At 48.0% G+C, this 16,926-nt stretch carries 15 protein-coding genes and 1 tRNA gene; 10 read left to right on the forward strand and 6 right to left on the reverse strand.

The genetic code is table 11. The features are described from left to right. The first annotated feature begins 18 nt into the window (after positions 1–18). From A1sIIB106_RS00950 to A1sIIB106_RS00970, 5 genes are all read left to right on the forward strand, one after another. Positions 19–285: a hypothetical protein gene (locus A1sIIB106_RS00950; RefSeq protein WP_095677039.1), complete on the forward strand. Its 267-nt coding sequence runs from the start codon at positions 19–21 to the stop codon at positions 283–285. Positions 286–290: 5 nt separating this feature from the next. Next, positions 291–1,103: a S16 family serine protease gene (locus A1sIIB106_RS00955; protein ID WP_095677040.1), complete on the forward strand. Its 813-nt coding sequence runs from the start codon at positions 291–293 to the stop codon at positions 1,101–1,103. Continuing rightward, positions 1,100–3,910 carry a UPF0182 family membrane protein gene (locus tag A1sIIB106_RS00960; RefSeq protein ID WP_095677041.1) on the forward strand — a complete coding sequence of 937 codons (2,811 nt, stop codon included), beginning with the start codon at positions 1,100–1,102 and terminating at the stop codon, positions 3,908–3,910. The genes A1sIIB106_RS00955 and A1sIIB106_RS00960 overlap by 4 nt, the downstream gene beginning before the upstream one ends. Positions 3,911–3,988: 78 nt before the next feature. After that, positions 3,989–4,062 (forward strand) — tRNA-Met (locus A1sIIB106_RS00965). An 18-nt stretch (positions 4,063–4,080) separates the two neighbouring features. Next, on the forward strand, positions 4,081–4,686 hold the full coding sequence (locus A1sIIB106_RS00970; RefSeq protein WP_095677042.1) for a DUF4389 domain-containing protein: 606 nt from the start codon (positions 4,081–4,083) through the stop codon (positions 4,684–4,686). A gap of 5 nt (positions 4,687–4,691) precedes the next feature. On the opposite strand, the gene A1sIIB106_RS00975 is transcribed toward A1sIIB106_RS00970, so the two are convergent. Genes A1sIIB106_RS00975 through aroA form a run of 4 tightly spaced genes read right to left on the reverse strand, consistent with a single transcriptional unit; the run spans position 4,692 to position 10,146 of the window. After that, positions 4,692–7,031: a heavy metal translocating P-type ATPase gene (locus A1sIIB106_RS00975; RefSeq protein WP_095677043.1), complete on the reverse strand. Its 2,340-nt coding sequence runs from the start codon at positions 7,029–7,031 to the stop codon at positions 4,692–4,694. Continuing rightward, on the reverse strand, positions 7,021–7,821 hold the full coding sequence (locus A1sIIB106_RS00980) for an inositol monophosphatase family protein (RefSeq protein ID WP_095677044.1): 801 nt from the start codon (positions 7,819–7,821) through the stop codon (positions 7,021–7,023). The genes A1sIIB106_RS00975 and A1sIIB106_RS00980 overlap by 11 nt, the downstream gene beginning before the upstream one ends. A 4-nt stretch (positions 7,822–7,825) precedes the next feature. Beyond that, on the reverse strand, positions 7,826–8,857 hold the full coding sequence (gene rsgA, locus A1sIIB106_RS00985; protein WP_095677045.1) for a ribosome small subunit-dependent GTPase A: 1,032 nt from the start codon (positions 8,855–8,857) through the stop codon (positions 7,826–7,828). Continuing rightward, positions 8,854–10,146 (reverse strand): 3-phosphoshikimate 1-carboxyvinyltransferase, encoded by a 1,293-nt coding sequence (gene aroA, locus A1sIIB106_RS00990; protein WP_095677046.1) that lies wholly within the window; start codon positions 10,144–10,146, stop codon positions 8,854–8,856. Before aroA ends, rsgA begins: the two co-directional genes overlap by 4 nt. A gap of 23 nt (positions 10,147–10,169) precedes the next feature. On the opposite strand from aroA, the gene A1sIIB106_RS00995 reads away from it, so the two are divergent. Genes A1sIIB106_RS00995 through A1sIIB106_RS01010 form a run of 4 tightly spaced genes read left to right on the forward strand, consistent with a single transcriptional unit; the run spans position 10,170 to position 12,413 of the window. Beyond that, a complete protein-coding gene (locus A1sIIB106_RS00995; RefSeq protein WP_095677047.1) occupies positions 10,170–10,910 on the forward strand; it encodes an SOS response-associated peptidase in 741 nt (246 codons plus the stop codon). Positions 10,911–10,970: 60 nt separating this feature from the next. Next, positions 10,971–11,591: a sigma-70 family RNA polymerase sigma factor gene (locus A1sIIB106_RS01000; protein WP_095677048.1), complete on the forward strand. Its 621-nt coding sequence runs from the start codon at positions 10,971–10,973 to the stop codon at positions 11,589–11,591. Then, on the forward strand, positions 11,588–11,986 hold the full coding sequence (locus tag A1sIIB106_RS01005; protein WP_095677049.1) for an anti-sigma factor family protein: 399 nt from the start codon (positions 11,588–11,590) through the stop codon (positions 11,984–11,986). The genes A1sIIB106_RS01000 and A1sIIB106_RS01005 overlap by 4 nt, the downstream gene beginning before the upstream one ends. Positions 11,987–11,996: 10 nt before the next feature. Beyond that, positions 11,997–12,413: a thioesterase family protein gene (locus A1sIIB106_RS01010; protein WP_095677050.1), complete on the forward strand. Its 417-nt coding sequence runs from the start codon at positions 11,997–11,999 to the stop codon at positions 12,411–12,413. Between the two features lie 10 nt (positions 12,414–12,423). Here A1sIIB106_RS01010 and sodN read toward each other — a convergent pair whose 3' ends face one another. Then, positions 12,424–12,822 (reverse strand): superoxide dismutase, Ni, encoded by a 399-nt coding sequence (gene sodN, locus A1sIIB106_RS01015; protein ID WP_095670666.1) that lies wholly within the window; start codon positions 12,820–12,822, stop codon positions 12,424–12,426. A 67-nt stretch (positions 12,823–12,889) separates the two neighbouring features. Between sodN and A1sIIB106_RS01020 the strand changes: the two genes are divergently transcribed. Beyond that, a complete protein-coding gene (locus tag A1sIIB106_RS01020; RefSeq protein WP_095677051.1) occupies positions 12,890–13,234 on the forward strand; it encodes a S26 family signal peptidase in 345 nt (114 codons plus the stop codon). On the opposite strand, the gene A1sIIB106_RS01025 is transcribed toward A1sIIB106_RS01020, so the two are convergent. Further along, positions 13,231–16,869 (reverse strand): multifunctional oxoglutarate decarboxylase/oxoglutarate dehydrogenase thiamine pyrophosphate-binding subunit/dihydrolipoyllysine-residue succinyltransferase subunit, encoded by a 3,639-nt coding sequence (locus A1sIIB106_RS01025; RefSeq protein ID WP_420021964.1) that lies wholly within the window; start codon positions 16,867–16,869, stop codon positions 13,231–13,233. The genes A1sIIB106_RS01020 and A1sIIB106_RS01025 overlap by 4 nt on opposite strands. Positions 16,870–16,926: the final 57 nt, after the last annotated feature.

The raw sequence follows: 16,926 nt of genomic DNA on the forward strand, positions 1-16,926 counted from the left end.
GGCGCTAGGCTATCTAACATGTCCAACGCTTTCACGGCTCTCATCTGGTGGGTAATTCCGCTCGCAGGCCTGCTTGGCGCACTTGGCTATGTCGTATGGGTTACTCAATTTAAATCAAAGTTTGAATCTGAAACCACCCGTTCTGTGGGCCAATTTCAACGTTTTCAAGACTCCTTCCGTACCGCTGAGATAACTACAAACACTGCAGCGAACGCTGATGAATTAGATGAATTAACTGACCCATCTACCGATGGCGCACCTGCGGGCTCAAGTACCAGCGACTAAATCTCGTGACCGTTCGTCTTCCTCGCACCACATCCCTTGTTCTAGCCATTTTCTTCGGTACCGCCTTTCTTGCGCCCCTTCCATTTGTAGTTTTAATGCCTGGTAATGCGCAGAATGTCATCGACCAAAAAGGCGCAGCGAAGACGATTACTCTCTCTAAGTCGGCGCCGGCATCGCTGAAGATTTATCCCAGTGATGGAAACCTTTATCTACTCTCAATTCTGATCACCAACCCATCGGCATATGTAACTGGCGTTGAACTTCTTTACTCCTGGATGAAGAGCGAATATGCGGTAATGCCGAGATCGCTATTTTATAAAGATGGCCGAAGTGCAGAAGCAGAGAAGGCAATTGCAAAATCTGAAATGGTTGACTCGCAGGTCGTTGCTAAATCGGTGGCGCTGGAATATCTCAAAGCGAATTACCCGCAATCTTCAGCAGTTGTTATCAAACCAAGTGATCTGGAAATTTCACTTACTAAGACCGGTGGTCCCAGTGGCGGGCTCGCCTTTGCAATCGGAATAATTGAGCTACTTACGAGAGAGAACATTTTGCAGGGCAAGAGCGTTGCAGTGACGGGAACAATTGATAGCGCCGGAAAAGTGGGAAGTATCGGGGGAGTTGCTGAGAAAATTTTGGCGGCCAAGAAGGCTGGCGCAACTCTCATCCTTGTTCCAGAGGCCAATTGCAAAGATCTTGCACCAAATCTTGCGACTATTCCATCTGGGATTAAAATCGCGGCGGTTAGCAGCCTAAAAGAGGCTATAGCCGCGTTCAATTCGGAAGACCCGCGAGGGTGCGCTAACTTAGGAGCATGATGAAAAAGCCAAGCCCGCTAGCAATTACCTTAATTATTCTGGCAGTAATTGCCGGCGCACTTGTTGCGTTAAGTGGTTTCTATGTTGATTGGCTCTGGTTCAACTCAGTTGGCTTCACGGGTGTGTGGTCAACAGTCCTAACAACGAAGGTTGCGCTATTTGTTATCGCTGGTCTTTTAACCTCTTTCATTATTTCACTAAACGTTTATATCGCCTTTCGTCGCCGCCCCTTTTATGTTCCAACATCGATTGAAGCCGACAATTTAGAGCGCTACCGCGCAACTATTGATCCAATCCGCAAGTTAGCCTTTGCTGGAATTGTTTTAGTTCTCTTCTACTTCGGTGGAACAAGTGCAACAAATCTTTGGAGCTCATGGCTGCTCTTTAGAAACTCAACAGAGTTTGGTGTTCAAGATCCACAATTTGGCCTAGATATCTCCTTCTTCGCATTCCGTCTACCGTTCTGGCAGACACTTATCGGCTGGGGAATTTCAACTTTAATTTTGGCAACTTTGGCAAGTGCTGCAGTGCACTACCTCTACGGTGGAATTCGTCCACAGGTTCCACAGGAGCGCACAACAGTTGCTGCTCGCGTTCAGCTTTCAGTACTACTTGGCCTAATCGTTCTCTTGAAGGCGGTCGCTTACTACTTTGATCGCTTTGCACTCGCTCTTAAAGAGAGCAGATTGATCACAGGTCTTACCTATACAGATGTAAATGCAACTCTTCCGGCCAAATCAATCCTGGCGGCGATTGCAGTTATCTGTTCCCTTCTCTTCTTTGCAAATATTGTCCGCAAATCATGGCTACTTCCTGCAGCAGGTACCGCGCTTATGGTTGGCGCTTCAGTTCTTATCGCAGGCGTTTATCCAGGTGCAGTTCAGCAGTTCCAGGTAAAACCTTCTGAATCATCGAAGGAAGCCCCATATATTCAGCGCAATATCGATGCCACCCGTGATGCCTACGGCATTGCTGGCGTTGAGATGAAGGATTACCAAGCAACTGTTTCAACGAATTCAGGTCAGCTAGCGAATGATGCAGCGACGATCGCAAATATTCGTTTGATGGATCCAAATGTTCTTTCTGCAACTTTCCGTCAGCTACAGCAGATCAAGCCTTACTACTCATTCCCAGAATCACTCGATATCGATCGTTACACAGTTAACGGCGTACAGCGCGATGCGGTTGTTGCAGTTCGCGAGCTAAATATCGAAGGTAACCCAAGCCGTAACTGGATTAACGATCACTTGGTTTACACCCACGGTTTCGGATTTGTTTCTGCATTTGGAAATACCGTTGATGCCGACGGCAAGCCAAACTTCCTAGTTGGAGATCTTCCTCCAACAACCGGTCTTGGAAAATTCCAGCCTCGCGTTTACTTCGGTGAGAACGTTCCTGATTACTCAATCATCGGCGGACCAAAGACTGATACTCCTGTTGAATTCGACTATCCAGATGATGCTTCAGCAAATGGACAAAAGAACTACACATATACAGGTAAGGGCGGCGTCCCAATGGGCGGCCTCTTTAAGAAATTGCTCTTCGCAATTCAATACCAAGAACAGCGCATCGTTCTTTCAAGTTTGATCAACTCAGAATCAAAGATTCTCTACAACCGTGCACCGCGTGATCGCGTTGCCAAGGTTGCACCATGGCTAACTATTGATGGAGATCCATACCCAGCGATCGTAGATGGCAAGATTCAATGGATCATCGATGGATATACAACTAGCTCTGGGTACCCATATTCACAGACCACAGCACTCGGTACTGCAACAACAGATGCTCTAACGACAAATTCTGGAGCAGTTACTGCGCAGAGAAATCAAAACATCAACTACATCCGTAACTCAGTAAAGGCCACAGTTGACGCTTATGACGGCACAGTTGTTCTCTACCAATGGGATGAGAAGGACCCAGTACTAAAGACCTGGATGAAGGCTTTCCCAAATACAGTTACTCCAAAGAGCGAGATGTCTAAAGAACTTCTCGAGCACATCCGCTATCCGGAAGATATGTTCCGTGTGCAGCGAGATGTACTTAGCTCCTATCACGTACAAACTGCCGCTGCGTTCTATGGTGGACAAGATTTCTGGCGCGTGCCACGTGATCCCTCTACATTCGGAGCAAATGCTGGAGCACAACCTCCGTACTATATGACTCTAGAAATGCCAGGTTCAGATAAACCCACATTTACTTTAACTACACCATTCGTTCCACGTGGTGGACGTGAAAACCTTTCCGCATTCGCCGTTGTAGATTCAAATAACGGACCAAATTACGGCAAGATCACAGTTCTGCAATTACCACGAAGCACAAACGTGGCAGGTCCATCACAGGTTGCCTCTAACTTCGAAGCAAAACCTGAAGTTGCTAACTCGCTCTCCTTGCTCCGCCAAGGTGGATCAGATGTTGTACTTGGAAACTTGTTAACACTGCCAGTCGGCGGAGGTCTTCTCTATGTACAACCTGTCTATGTGCGAGCAACTTCAAACACTGCTGCATATCCATTGCTACAGAAAGTTCTCGTATCTTTCGGTGATGTAATTGGATTCGATAGTTCGCTTAAGGGCGCACTCGATCAAGTATTTGGTGGTAACTCAGGAACTTCTTCATCAGGAGCACCGGTTACATCAACAACCAATAACGCATCTGATGATCTAAAGTCGGCGTTGCAAAACGCAAGACAAGCACTTGCCGACGGTAATGCTGCACTTGCAAAGGGCGATTTCGCTGCTTACGGTCGCGCACAAGATCGCTTAAAGGCTGCACTTGCCGCTGCTATCGCTGCTGAAGGACGTAAGTAATTTCCGCTTCGCTTTAATTAACCATTAATTAAGCGGATTTGGCTATTACTTGCCCACCCTTTAGACTGACACTTCCGACGCGGGGTGGAGCAGCTCGGTAGCTCGCTGGGCTCATAACCCAGAGGTCGTAGGTTCAAATCCTGCCCCCGCTACTAGATTGAGGTCTAAATATGTCGAACCAAGTAAAAACGCTCGTCAAGATCAAACATAAAGATCGCAACCGCAAGACAGTTTTCTTTCGCGGCATCATCGCCTTCCCGGCGATCATCTTCGTAGCCACCTTTGCGCAGTCATCTTTTAGCGAGAGCGAGAGTTGGGCTGCAGGAACTGCAGGAGTAGTCGCACTACCAACTTTGCTCGCCCTGGTATTTCGCGGAAAGTATCCAAGTTACGTTCTCACCTTTAACCACGCGGTAGTTGAGCTATCAACTCGCCTGGCTGCCTACGTATTGATTTTGAATGACAAGTACCCATCAATTGAAGCTAATTCAAAGGTTGCCGTTCTCTTCCCTGATGTTGAAGGTGGCAAGAAGTTAAACCGTTGGTTGCCACTAGTGAAATGGTTCTTGGCTATCCCGCATTACATCGTTGGCGCGATCTACTTAGTGATTTCACTAGTTGTTACAGTGATTGCTTGGGTTCAAACTTCGATTACTGGAAGATATCCTGAATGGGCCGGTGAAATCGTGCTCGGCACAATCGCATACTGGAACCGTGTTCAGGGTTATATGTTGTTACTTGTTACAGACAAGTACCCAACCTTCCGCCTTAAGTAATCTAACTATCTAATAGTTAAAGAGTTAGTTACTACAAATAGCGAGCTAATCGCCATAGCACCTGCGGCATACATAGGAGTTAACGCTCCTGCTACAGCAATTGGAATACCAATTACGTTGTAGGCAAAGGCCCATCCCAAGTTAACTTTGATGGTTTTTAGTGTGCGCTTGGATAAATTGAGCGCATCGACAACGCTAATTAACTCAGGGCGCATCAAAGTTATATCCGCAGATGAGATCGCAGAATCTGTACCAGTACCCATAGCCATACTTAGATCTGCAGCCGCAAGTGATGCCGCATCGTTGATTCCATCACCAATCATCAAAACAGTGTGGCCCGCTGACTTTAGAGTGTTTACGCGATCAAGTTTTTCCTCAGGTAGCGCGCGGGCAATTATATGTTCTCCCTTGATGCCAACAGCGCGCGCAATTGCGCCAGCGCTCTCTTCGTTATCTCCAGTTATTAACCAAGGAGTAATTCCCTTATCAATAAGTGCGCTGATGGTTGCAGCGGCATCTGCTTTAACCTGATCACCAGTTGCAAAGACTGCGATTGCAACGCCATCCCAGGCAAGTACTGAAACGCTGTGGCCAGATTCTTCACCGCGGGCGATTGCAGCTTCAATTCCAGGATCAAAAGTTGTTGCGCTATGAGCGATTGCCTTTGGAGTTCCAATCAAAACCACTGGTGAAATTGAACCAATCAAAACTCTTCCGGCAACGCCTGCGCCAGGAGTTTGGGTAAATTCGATGACATCTTTACGCACTGCGCCATTGGCAAGTGCGTGAGATGCGATTGCTTGTGCGATCGGATGGTCATTGGCTAGTTCAAGCGATAACGCAGTCGAAAGAATTGTCTTCTCATTTAGAAATTCAGCATAGGTAGCGCCCAGAACTTTGTGAGCGCTAGTTGGAATCGTTGTCTCATGCACCTTCATCACACCAGTTGTGAGCGTTCCAGTCTTATCAAGTACAACTACATCGACCTTGCGTGCGAGTTCCAATGCACGTGGCTGACGCAACACGATTCCGCGAGCAGCGCCGCGACCCGATGCAACAAGTAAAGCAACTGGAGTTGCTAAGCCAAGAGCGCATGGGCAAGCGATAACTAGGACGGTAATTGCGATTTGAATTGATTCCGCGAGTGAACTTCCCTCGCCACCGTTACCTAAGTAATACCAAGCGAAGAAGGTTCCAATCGCCAGCGTTGTAACCACTGGGACAAAGATTGCGGAAATTCGATCGGCTAAACGCTGAATTGGCGCCTTATTTCCTTGGGCTTGAACGACCATTGCAGTGATGCGCGCTAGTTCGGTATCGCTTCCGATGCGGGTAGCGCGCACAATGATGCGACCGTTGTTATTAAGTGACGCCCCGATCACGCGAGATCCAGGACCGACTTCAACAGGAGTTGATTCACCGGTCATCATCGCGTTATTTACCGTTGAGATTCCTGAGATAACTAATCCATCAGTTGGAATTCGCGCACCAGGTTTTACAACAAAATCATCACCGATCTGAAGCTCGGAAATTGGGACGATTACTTCAAGCCCTTTACGGAGAACAATTACCTCTTTTGAGCCGAGTGCGAGAAGCGCAGCAAGGGCGCTACTAGCACGACGCTTGGCGCGTGATTCAAGATGGCGACCGAGAATCACAAATAACAAAACTCCGGCAGCGACTTCGGTGTAGACATCACCTTGTCCAGTTGCATTTGAATATATCGACCAACCGAATGCGCTGAAAGAACCGAGCGAGATAAGTGAATCCATTGTTGGGTGGAAGAAGTTACGAATCGCTGCGCGATGAATTGGAAAGGCAACGAGCAAAATTAGCGGCGCAGTTAACCCGATTGCCAGCCAAGCAGTTGGTGAATAAAGCGGCGGCAGGATATTGAAGTAATCAAGAGTTAAGAGAATCTCGGTATCAATTGTCTCGCGCCATTGTTCGACCATGGAAACCAAGATCGCAGGCACTGCGAAGATAATTGCGAAGAAGAGCGCGACTCCAGATTTTTTGCTGTGTAGCGCAGGGCCGGCGCCATCTTCAACCAAAACTGCACCGTATCCAGAACCCTTAATCTTCTTAATCAAATCTGCAGTCTTTACTTCAGCAGGTGCCAAGATATGAACAGTTTCAGTTGCAAAGTTAACGCTGGCGCTGACCCCGCTCATCGCGTTAAGTGATTTCTCAACAGTGTTCACACATGAAGAGCAGGTCATTCCGGAGACCGAAAACGTTCGAGTTGTGAGCGAACTCTTGCTTAAATCAATTGTTTTACCTGGCTTTTCTGGCGCCGCACTGGCTGGGCGAGAAAGTTCGATCTTAATGTCCTCAGTTCCCATTTAGCGCATCCACAATCTTCTGATGAATCGCAGAGTTTGTAGAAAGCCCACTTCCGCCGAGGCTGCCATCAACACCGGCTACATTGCTAAATCTTCCACCTGCTTCGCGCACAATAATGTCGAGCGCGGCCATATCCCACAACGCCAGCGATGGTTCTATTGCAACATCTACCGCACCTTCGGCAACCAACATATGTGACCAGAAATCTCCAATACCGCGGGTGCGCCAAGCCGCTGCCATTAACTCTTGGAAAGGCGCAAGTCTTTCGCCCCAACCAATAAAGTCAGAGTAAGAAATTGAGGCATCTTTAATTTCGCTTACCTGCGAAACGCTGATGCGTTGTGGGGCTGCCTTATTTACCGAAACAAATGCCCCGTGGCCTTCGCTGGCATGCCAACGACGAAATAGCGCAGGTGCGCTAACTACGCCAACAACTACAACTTCACGGCCATCGCTCTGCTTTTCAATTAAACCGATCAGCGTTGCCCACGTTGGAACGCCACGTAGAAAATTCTTGGTGCCATCAATTGGATCAATCACCCAGTAACGCTCTGCGCCACCTGCATCATTTCCAAATTCCTCACCAACGATTCCATCATCTGGTCGGTGGTTTTTTATCAAAGCGCGCAAGGCTTCTTCAGTTGCCTTATCGGCATCTGTGACAGGAGTGTTATCTGGCTTAGTTGTGACAACTAAATCAATAGATTGGTAGCGCGCTAAGGTAATTGAATCTGCTGCATCTGCCAGGCGTATAGCCAGCGCCAAATCATTGCCGCGCGAAAAGGACATGTTGTCAGTCTATCGCGGGCGGGTTTGAATCTTTAAGCTCTAAAAGTGATCTCAGACTTGCAACCCGCGCGCTTCGCTCTGCGTTTACAACGCCATCTGGCTTAGCCCATTCATTTAAGCGACAGCCGATTTCATGGTGTGAACAATTTGGCATGCAGGTTTGTGTGACCTCATAGAGATCGTTAAATGCAGCGACGATCCGATTGGAATCAAGGTGAGCCAGCCCAAAGGCGCGGATTCCTGGAGTATCGATAATCCAGCCTTGTGAAGGAGATAGATCGGGGGATAACGGCAGCGCAATTGCACTTGATGAGGTGTGGCGACCGCGCCCAGTTACATCGTTTACATCTCCTGTAACGCGATCAGCGTGCGGCACAAGTGCGTTAATTAAAGTTGATTTACCAACGCCAGAGTGGCCAACTAAGACCGAAGTCTTGCCATTTAGTAGTGAAAATAAATTAGCCAAATCTCTTTCGCGGGTTTCCGATTTAATCGCGGCAGTAGCAATCTCTACCCCAAGAGTTTCATATTCATGCAAGAAATCTGGGACAGCTGCAACATCAGTCTTGGTAACAAGCAAAATGGGTTTAATGTTTTCGTGGAAGGCGCAGACCAAGAAGCGATCAATTAGTCCACGGCGAGGTTCTGGATTTGCCGCGGCAACGACAATTACCAACTGATCAATATTGGAAACGATAGTGCGCTCCATCTTGGCGGCATCATCAACGGTTCTGCTCAAACTATTGCGCCGTGGTGCGATTGAAACTATTCGTGCCAGAGTTCCTTCGGTTCCCGAAACATCTCCAACAAGATTTACCAAATCACCAACGACAACTGATTTGGGACCCATTTCGCGCGCCTTCATCGCGGTAACAATGACGCCACCATCTGTAATACAAGTTGTGCGACCGCGATCTACCGTTGTAACTAAGGCTTGAATTGCATCAGCGTGAGCGGGGCGATCTTTACTTCTTGGACGGGTGCGCCGCGCAGGGCGAACTCGCGCATCTGATTCATCAAATTCGCGCGGCGTCATGAGACCAAACTCTGCCAAAGCCCAGGAAAATCGGGCAAGGTCTTACGGGTTGTTGCAACGTTTTCGATTTCAACGCCAGGAATTACCAATCCAATAACTGCGCCAGCTGTTGCTAGTCGGTGATCTTCGTAAGTGTGGAATGTGCCGCCATGTAAACCTTTACCCATTGCGCCGTGCGGAGTTATATGGAGTGAAGTTTCATCTTCAACGATGTTGCCACCAAGTGAGTTAATTTCGCGGGTAAGAGCGGCTAAACGATCAGTTTCATGTAGACGTAAATGTCCGATACCGCGTAGATGAGATGGTGAATCTGCAAGGGCGGCTAACGCAGCAATTGCTGGTGTTAACTCACCAACATCATGTAAATCGATATCGATTCCGTGAATACTTTCGCCACCGGTAATCGTTAAGCCATCTTTACCGCGCGAAATCGTTGCACCCATCGCAGTTAAAATTTCACGCAGCTGATCGCCAGGTTGGGTTGTTACTTCTGGCCAATCTGCAATCGTGATTGATCCACCGCAAACCATTGCGATAGAAAGAAATGGCGCAGCATTTGAAAGATCTGGTTCGATTACTAAATCTTGGCCTTGCAGCGCACCTGCAGAAACGCTCCAACTATTGGCCGATTTATCAACGATAACTTCTGCACCGAAATCGCGGAGCATCTGAACAGTCATATCGATATGTGGCATTGATGGAAGCGGTCCACCTTTATGTGTTGCAACAATTCCATCACGCGTACTTGGCGCAATTAACAGAAGAGCGGATAAGAATTGACTTGATGCACTGGCATCAATCGTTAACGCACCGCCGGGAATTTCGCCTTTGCTCTTAACAACCATCGGCAAGCTATAACGACCACCGTGTTCGATTTCGATTCCGAGATCTTCTAGCGCTGCAATAACTGGGCCAAGCGGGCGCTCGTAAGAACGGGGATCTCCATCAAATGAGATATCGCCATGTGCCAGCGCAGAAAGTGGCGGCAAGAAGCGCATAACGGTTCCGGCATTTCCAACATCTACCTTGGCGGGACCGCGAAGTGGCGCAGGAGTTATCTCCCAAGCGAGATCACCATCTACCTGTACATCTTTAATCCCGATGCCCATCGCACGAAGCCCGGCAACCATTAACTCGGTATCGCGTGAGATCAGTGGACGCTTTAAAAGTGAGGGGCTGTTGGCCTGCGCAGCGAGAATTAGCGCGCGGTTAGTCACCGATTTTGATCCCGGGATTACTACTCGCGCGCTGACTTTCTTATCTCCACGAAATGGAGCGGGCCAGAGCATAAGCAACAGTCTACTCTCTACCTATGTGCGGTCGTTATGCCAGAGCGCAGGAGATGGACGAGATCATCGGGGAATTTAACCTCGATGGATCAACCCTTGATGCATCTCTGCCGTTAAATTGGAATATCGCACCGACCAATGAGATTTACATAATTCGCGATACGCCAGGAAACACCAATTCTTTAGAGAGAATATTGGATAGTGCATCATGGGGAATTATCGCGCCGTGGCAGAAGAACTTTGCCGAAGCGCGCGCCTCGCAATCACATGCAATTAATGCGCGCAGTGAATCCATTCATGAGAAGCCAACATTTCGCCAAGCCTTTCGCACAACGCGTTGTTTAATTCCGGCAACTGGTTATTACGAATGGGCGACATCACTCGGTAAGTACCCACCAAAACAACCTTTCTATATAACTTCTGCAGAACCCAACAAATCACTTTCCATCGCTGGAATCTGGAGCACTTGGAAGAATGAGAAAGGCGAAGAGATTCAATCTGCTGCAATTATTACTCGCGAAGCAGTTGGCGAGCTAGCAACTATCCATAGCCGGATGCCGGTATTTATGGAACGCGCTAAATGGAGCGATTGGTTAGATCCAAAAAATCGCGAGATCGAAGATTTAATTGCGTTGATGCAGAACCCAGATCCAGCCGCTGGTTTGGTAACCAGACCTGTTTCATCGCAGGTAAATCTGGTGGCAAATAACGGCCCCGAATTGATTGCTGAGATCGAACTGGGTGAGGCGCAGACGCTCTTTTAAGGTTCGGCGTTAAGCGGGCATAAAGAGCGATTTCTACGACTTTGGGATAGTGTGTAAGAGATGGCATCTAAAGATCTAGTCCTAGAGAGCGCTTCCGATCGCAATACTCGGTTCGAGCGCGATGCCATTGTGTTTATGGACCAGTTATATGCAGCAGCGCTTCGTTATACAAAGAACCCCGAAGATGCGCGCGATTTAGTTCAAGATACTTATCTAAAAGCCTTTAACTCATTCCACCAATTTGAAGAAGGCACTAACTTGCGTGCCTGGCTCTATCGCGTTTTAACAACCACATTTATTAACTCTTATCGTAAAGATCAACGCCGCCCACAGCTTGCTGCTGGCGAACTCGAAGATTGGCAGTTAGCTGAGGCGCAATCACACACCAGTGATCTCGGAAAATCTGCAGAAGCAGAAGCGCTAGAGAATTTGCCAGATAGCGATATCAAACGCGCGCTGCAAGAGATCCCCGAAGAATTTCGTATCGCCGTTTACTTAGCCGATGTCGAGGGCTTTTCCTATAAAGAGATCGCAGATATCGTCGATGTTCCTGCCGGCACAGTGATGTCACGTCTGCACCGCGGACGTAAATTACTTCGCGAAAAGTTGGCCGACTATGCCAAAGAACTTGGTTACTCCACTGACTCTAAAGATAAGAGCGGAAAGGGGGAGAAGGCATGAGCCATATCGAAGAGATTCCATGTATTGAGGTTCTCTCCTCCGTTGTCTTTATCATCGAAGGCGTTGTTGAAGAGACCCATAACCCACAAGCGATTGAGTCTCACCTAAATACTTGCGCAGCTTGTCGCGCAGAAGTTGAGCACGAGCAAGCAATGCATACCCTCTTGCAGGATGTGCTGCGTCGTTCTTGCGATGAGAAGGCCCCGGAAGATTTGCATCGCAGCATCCACGAAGAGCTTCTCCGCCAAGCAAGTGGTACTGGCGTTACTGAAGTCGTAACGCAATACAGCATGACTGAAATTTCAATTGAAATCGATGAGTTCGGTAACGTAGAACATCGCGAAATTCAGATTGAACAAACGCACGTGCAGCACTTCATCGAAGACGAGAAGTAATTAACGATTTATGCGCCCGGCAGATGAAGTAATTGGAGCAGTTGGTTTCTCGGTAATGACCGTTCGTCCCGGTGATACCTGTCTAGCTATGGGAATCTCTGATCTACCAATTCTTGCGCCCGGCCATTTAATGAGCGTGATGGAGAGCGCATGCGTTGCAGCGCTGAGCGAGTATTTAGAGACTGGCGAGACAACGATCGTCGATAAATTCGATATCTCGGTTATTGATTCAGTTGGAATTGGCTCTGAAATTCGCGGAGCCGCTCGCTGTACGGAAATGGATGGGCGCTCGATGATCTTTGAATGCGATATCTATGAAGGTGAACGACATATCGCTTTTGCCATAATAGAAAGAACGGCGGTGGAGCGAGTATCTTTCCTCGCCCGCACCGCCGCGCAATCTTTAATTAAATCTTCAGACAATTAAGCCATTCTTATTAGGCTTTTTTAGTGGCCCAGAAGATCTCAGCAATTTCATCGATCTTTGCGATCAACTTATCTGCAACTGCAATGTCCTGAGTTCCCTTTGTACCGGCAGCTCCAGCCAACTTTGTCGCTTCGTTAAAGAGTGAGTGAAGTTGTGGGTATGCCTCAAAGTGTGGCGCCTTAAAGTAATCAGTCCAGAGAACCCAGAGGTGCTCTTTAACTTGATGTGAACGCTCTTCTTTGATTGCAACTGAACGTGAACGGAAATCTGCATCTGGGTTAGCTGCATACTTTTCCATGCATGCCTTAACTGAGAGCGCTTCAATCTTTGCCTGTGCTGGATCGTAAACTCCGCATGGCAGATCGCAGTGTGCGTGGACAGTTACCTTTGGTGTGAAGAACTTCTTCATTTTCTCTCCCTTTATCTTTATATTTCTTATCTTTATTTCAAAACCTGTATGTGTGAGACTACCGCCCATGGGCTTCTTTGGCATCTTCGGCCGTGTAATCGTGGAAGGCACTTCGATGCAGCCGACCTATAACCCGCTTGATTGGCTACTTGTTCACTACGGCTTCTTCGGTAAAAAGTACCTATTTCTGCGCCTCGGCGATGTGGTTGTCATTGAGCGCGAAACCCAGCCAGGCATCTTCTATGTAAAGCGGATCGCAGAAATTTCTATTGATAACTCAGGAGAGAGAAAGGGTAAGAAGAGTTACTACGTATTGTCCGATAACGAAGCTGGAAGTGATTCTCGCAAATGGGGTTTCTTAAGCGAGGCCGAAATTATTGGAAATGTAATTACGCGAATAAAGAAGAATTAACGCGTAAATGCTTCATACATCAACGCTTTAGCCTCTTCCTCATGCAAGTGGTGGTTACCAGTTGCAGGAGATGCTGATGCGCGACGAGAAATTCTGCGAAGTACGCGACCATCAACTGCGGTGCCACCGATTACTTCGGTGGTGCTGAGTGCAACGTGTGGCCATGGACCTTGGTTAGCGGGTTCATCTTGTACCCAGAGCAAGTTCGCATTTGGATGCTTCTTCGCTTCAACTTCCATTTGTGCAACTGGAAGTGGATATAAACGTTCTACGCGAACAATTGCAGTGCTGGTGTCGTTTAATTTGGTTCGCTCTGCAACTAGATCGTGATAAATCTTTCCTGAGCAGTAGATCAAACGTGATGCATTATTAACTGTTGCATCCCCTATAACTGGCAAGAATGTTCCAGATGTGAAATCACTGATCGATGAAGCAGCTGCGCGCAGACGGAGCATCGACTTCGGTGTGAAGACAACCATCGGGCGGCGCTTTGGATTTGCAGCGTGGAAGCGCAACAAGTGGAAGTAAGAAGCCGGAGTTGATGGCTGTGCGATCGTCATATTCTTTTCTGCAGCAAGTGATAAGAAGCGTTCAATGCGCGCAGATGAGTGATCTGGGCCTTGTCCTTCATAACCATGAGGAAGAAGTAAGACAACAGATGAACGCTCGCCCCACTTTTGAAGAGCAGATGAGATGAATTCATCGATAATCGTCTGCGCACCATTGGCGAAGTCACCGAACTGGCCTTCCCAAAGCACAAGCGCTTCTGGCCGAGCTACCGAATAGCCATATTCAAAGCCCATTGCTGCATATTCAGATAAGAGCGAATCGACTACGAAGAACTGACTTTCATCGGCAATTAGTGAACGAAGCGGGAACCAATCAGAACCATTCTCTTTATCGACAACAACTGCATGGCGATTGCTAAACGTTCCGCGACGTGAATCTTGTCCTGCTAAACGAACTGGGCGACCTTCTTTGAGAAGTGAACCGAAGGCGAGCATTTCACCAGTTGACCAGTCGATGGTGCCATCGTTAATTGATTCCGCTCGCTTTTGCAGCTGTGGAAGCATCTTGGGATGGATATGGAAACCTTCTGGAATCGCTAGCTGTGTTGCCGCAATCTCACGAACCAATTGTTCTGAGATAAATGTTGGGACATCTTCTGCATTAGGAACAATTGGTGGCTGGAAGTTTGGATCATGCTCTTCTTCGTAATTAGCAACAGATGCATAAACCTCTTCAAGTTGTGCCTGGTAGTCGCGCGCTAACTGCTCGGCTTCTTCCGGAGTGATATCTCCGCGGCCAATCAGTGATTCGGTATACAAGGTACGAGTTGAGCGCTTGGCATCAATTAACTTGTACATCATTGGTTGCGTAAAGCTTGGCTCGTCGCCTTCATTGTGGCCACGACGACGGTAGCAAACCATGTCGATGACAACATCTTTATTAAATGCTTGGCGGTATTCAAAGGCTAAACGAGCCACGCGAACACACGCTTCTGGATCATCGCCATTTACATGGAAGACCGGCGCTTCAATCGCTTTGGCAACATCTGTTGAATAACGAGATGTGCGTGATGCATGAGGTGAAGTAGTAAATCCAACTTGGTTATTTACAACGATATGAACAGTTCCACCAGTGCGGTAGCCCTTTAGCTGAGATAACTGCAGTGTTTCAAAGTTAATACCTTGGCCTGCGAATGAAGCATCTCCATGGAGCAAGATAGGCAGAACTGAGTACAGATCCTTAACATTTAACTTATCTTGCTTGGCGCGAACAATGCCTTCTAGTACTGGGTTTACCGCTTCAAGGTGTGAAGGGTTGGCAGCGAGATAAATCTTGGTCTGCGCACCAGATTCGGCGGTGAAGACTCCTTCAGTACCTAAGTGGTACTTAACATCGCCCGAACCGTGTACTTCATTCTCTTTGTAATGTCCTTGGAACTCTTGGAAAATTTGTCCGTATGACTTGCCAGCGATATTTGCCAGAACATTTAGGCGACCGCGGTGTGGCATACCGATACAGACTTCATCTAAATTCTTTTCGGCAGCAGATGAGATAACTGCATCAAGAATTGGAATTACCGATTCGCCACCTTCAAGTGAGAAGCGCTTCTGGCCAACGAACTTGGTCTGCAAGAAGGTTTCAAATGCTTCTGCGCTATTTAGCTTGCGCAAGATGCGGATCTGTTCTTCACGATCTGGCTTAGTGAAGCCGATTTCAACGTGTTGCTGGATCCACTTACGCTCTTCAGGGTTTGAAATATACATATATTCAACTGCAACAGAGCGGCAATATGAATCGCGCAGAATTCCGAGGATCTTGCGTAGCTTCATAAACTTCTCGCCACCAAAGCCACCAGTTGCAAATTCGCGATCGAGATCCCACAAAGTAAGTCCGTGAGTTACGACATCAAGATCTGGGTGTGAGCGCTGTACATATTTCAGCGGATCGGTATCTGCCATCAAGTGGCCGTAGGTGCGGTAAGCCTGAATTAACTGCTGAACGCGCGCAGTTTTGTTGATCTCTTCATCTTTAGAGAATTCAAAGTCAGATGCCCAACGAATTGGCTCGTATGGAATACGAAGTGCTGCAAAGATTTCATCGTAGAAGTTTTCGGCACCGAGCAAGATTTCATGAATGCGGCGAAGGAAATCACCAGATTGCGCGCCTTGAATAACGCGGTGATCATAAGTACTTGTAAGAGTTATTACCTTGCTGATCGCCATGCGGGCCAAGGTCTCTTCACTTGCACCTTGGAATTCGGCTGGATAATCCATCGCGCCAACGCCAACGATTAAACCTTGTCCTTGCACCAAACGTGGCACTGAGTGAACGGTACCGATGGTGCCTGGGTTTGTTAGCGAAACAGTTGTTCCTGCGTAATCTTCAACGGTAAGTGCGCCAGCGCGGGCCTTCTTCACTATCTCTTCGTAGGCAACCCAGAACTGACCGAAATCTAACTCTTCGCAACCCTTAATAGATGGAACAAGAAGTTGACGGGTTCCATCTGGCTTTGCCAAGTCGATCGCAATACCTAGGTTGATATGTTCTGGCGTTCCAAGTGCGGGCTTTCCATCTACTTCACCGTAGAAAGCATTCATCTCTGGCATCGCGCGGAGCGCCTTGATCATTGCGTAAGCGATGATGTGAGTAAATGAAACTTTTCCGCCGCGGGTGCGCTTTAAATGATTTGTAATAACGGTGCGGTTATCGATCATCAACTTGGCAGGAATTGCGCGCACACTTGTTGCAGTCGGAACTGTTAGCGATGCTTCCATCGATGCAACAACGCGACCGGCAACTCCGCGAAGTGGTTCCATAGTTGCCGCACTCGGTGTAATCAAAACTGGTACTGGCTTTACAGGTGCCTGTGCTGGAGCTGGTGTTGAAACGACAGGGGCGGAAGCAACAGGTGCTGGCGCAGAAACTGGAGTAGATGTAACGGGCGCTGCCAAGGTTGATGGTGCAGGTGTTAAAACTTGTTGTGTCGCTTTTGGAACTGGTGGAACTGGTGGAGTTCCAACTTTTGGCGCGCTTGTTGTTGCAGCTGCACCTGGGTTATAAGTCTTAAAGAATTCAATCCATGAAGGTTCGACGGAAGTTGGATCGGCTTGGTAACGCTCGTACATCTCTTCGACGAGCCAATCATTGGCTCCGAAATCTGCCGACACTGGCAACTCCTTCTT

Source organism: Candidatus Planktophila lacus, assembly GCF_002288325.1.
GTDB lineage: Bacteria > Actinomycetota > Actinomycetes > Nanopelagicales > Nanopelagicaceae > Planktophila > Planktophila lacus.

Excerpts from the sequence above, each read along its gene's own strand:
- A1sIIB106_RS00950 (WP_095677039.1), top strand. The coding sequence starts at position 19 with ATGTCCAACGCTTTCACGGCTCTCATCTGGTGGGTAATTCCGCTCGCA.
- A1sIIB106_RS00960 (WP_095677041.1), top strand. The coding sequence starts at position 1,100 with ATGATGAAAAAGCCAAGCCCGCTAGCAATTACCTTAATTATTCTGGCA.
- A1sIIB106_RS00970 (WP_095677042.1), top strand. The coding sequence starts at position 4,081 with ATGTCGAACCAAGTAAAAACGCTCGTCAAGATCAAACATAAAGATCGC.
- A1sIIB106_RS00975 (WP_095677043.1), bottom strand. The coding sequence starts at position 7,031 with ATGGGAACTGAGGACATTAAGATCGAACTTTCTCGCCCAGCCAGTGCG.
- A1sIIB106_RS00980 (WP_095677044.1), bottom strand. The coding sequence starts at position 7,821 with ATGTCCTTTTCGCGCGGCAATGATTTGGCGCTGGCTATACGCCTGGCA.
- rsgA (WP_095677045.1), bottom strand. The coding sequence starts at position 8,857 with ATGACGCCGCGCGAATTTGATGAATCAGATGCGCGAGTTCGCCCTGCG.
- aroA (WP_095677046.1), bottom strand. The coding sequence starts at position 10,146 with ATGCTCTGGCCCGCTCCATTTCGTGGAGATAAGAAAGTCAGCGCGCGA.
- A1sIIB106_RS00995 (WP_095677047.1), top strand. The coding sequence starts at position 10,170 with ATGTGCGGTCGTTATGCCAGAGCGCAGGAGATGGACGAGATCATCGGG.
- A1sIIB106_RS01000 (WP_095677048.1), top strand. The coding sequence starts at position 10,971 with ATGGCATCTAAAGATCTAGTCCTAGAGAGCGCTTCCGATCGCAATACT.
- A1sIIB106_RS01005 (WP_095677049.1), top strand. The coding sequence starts at position 11,588 with ATGAGCCATATCGAAGAGATTCCATGTATTGAGGTTCTCTCCTCCGTT.
- A1sIIB106_RS01010 (WP_095677050.1), top strand. The coding sequence starts at position 11,997 with ATGCGCCCGGCAGATGAAGTAATTGGAGCAGTTGGTTTCTCGGTAATG.
- sodN (WP_095670666.1), bottom strand. The coding sequence starts at position 12,822 with ATGAAGAAGTTCTTCACACCAAAGGTAACTGTCCACGCACACTGCGAT.
- A1sIIB106_RS01020 (WP_095677051.1), top strand. The coding sequence starts at position 12,890 with ATGGGCTTCTTTGGCATCTTCGGCCGTGTAATCGTGGAAGGCACTTCG.
- A1sIIB106_RS01025 (WP_420021964.1), bottom strand. The coding sequence starts at position 16,869 with ATGTACGAGCGTTACCAAGCCGATCCAACTTCCGTCGAACCTTCATGG.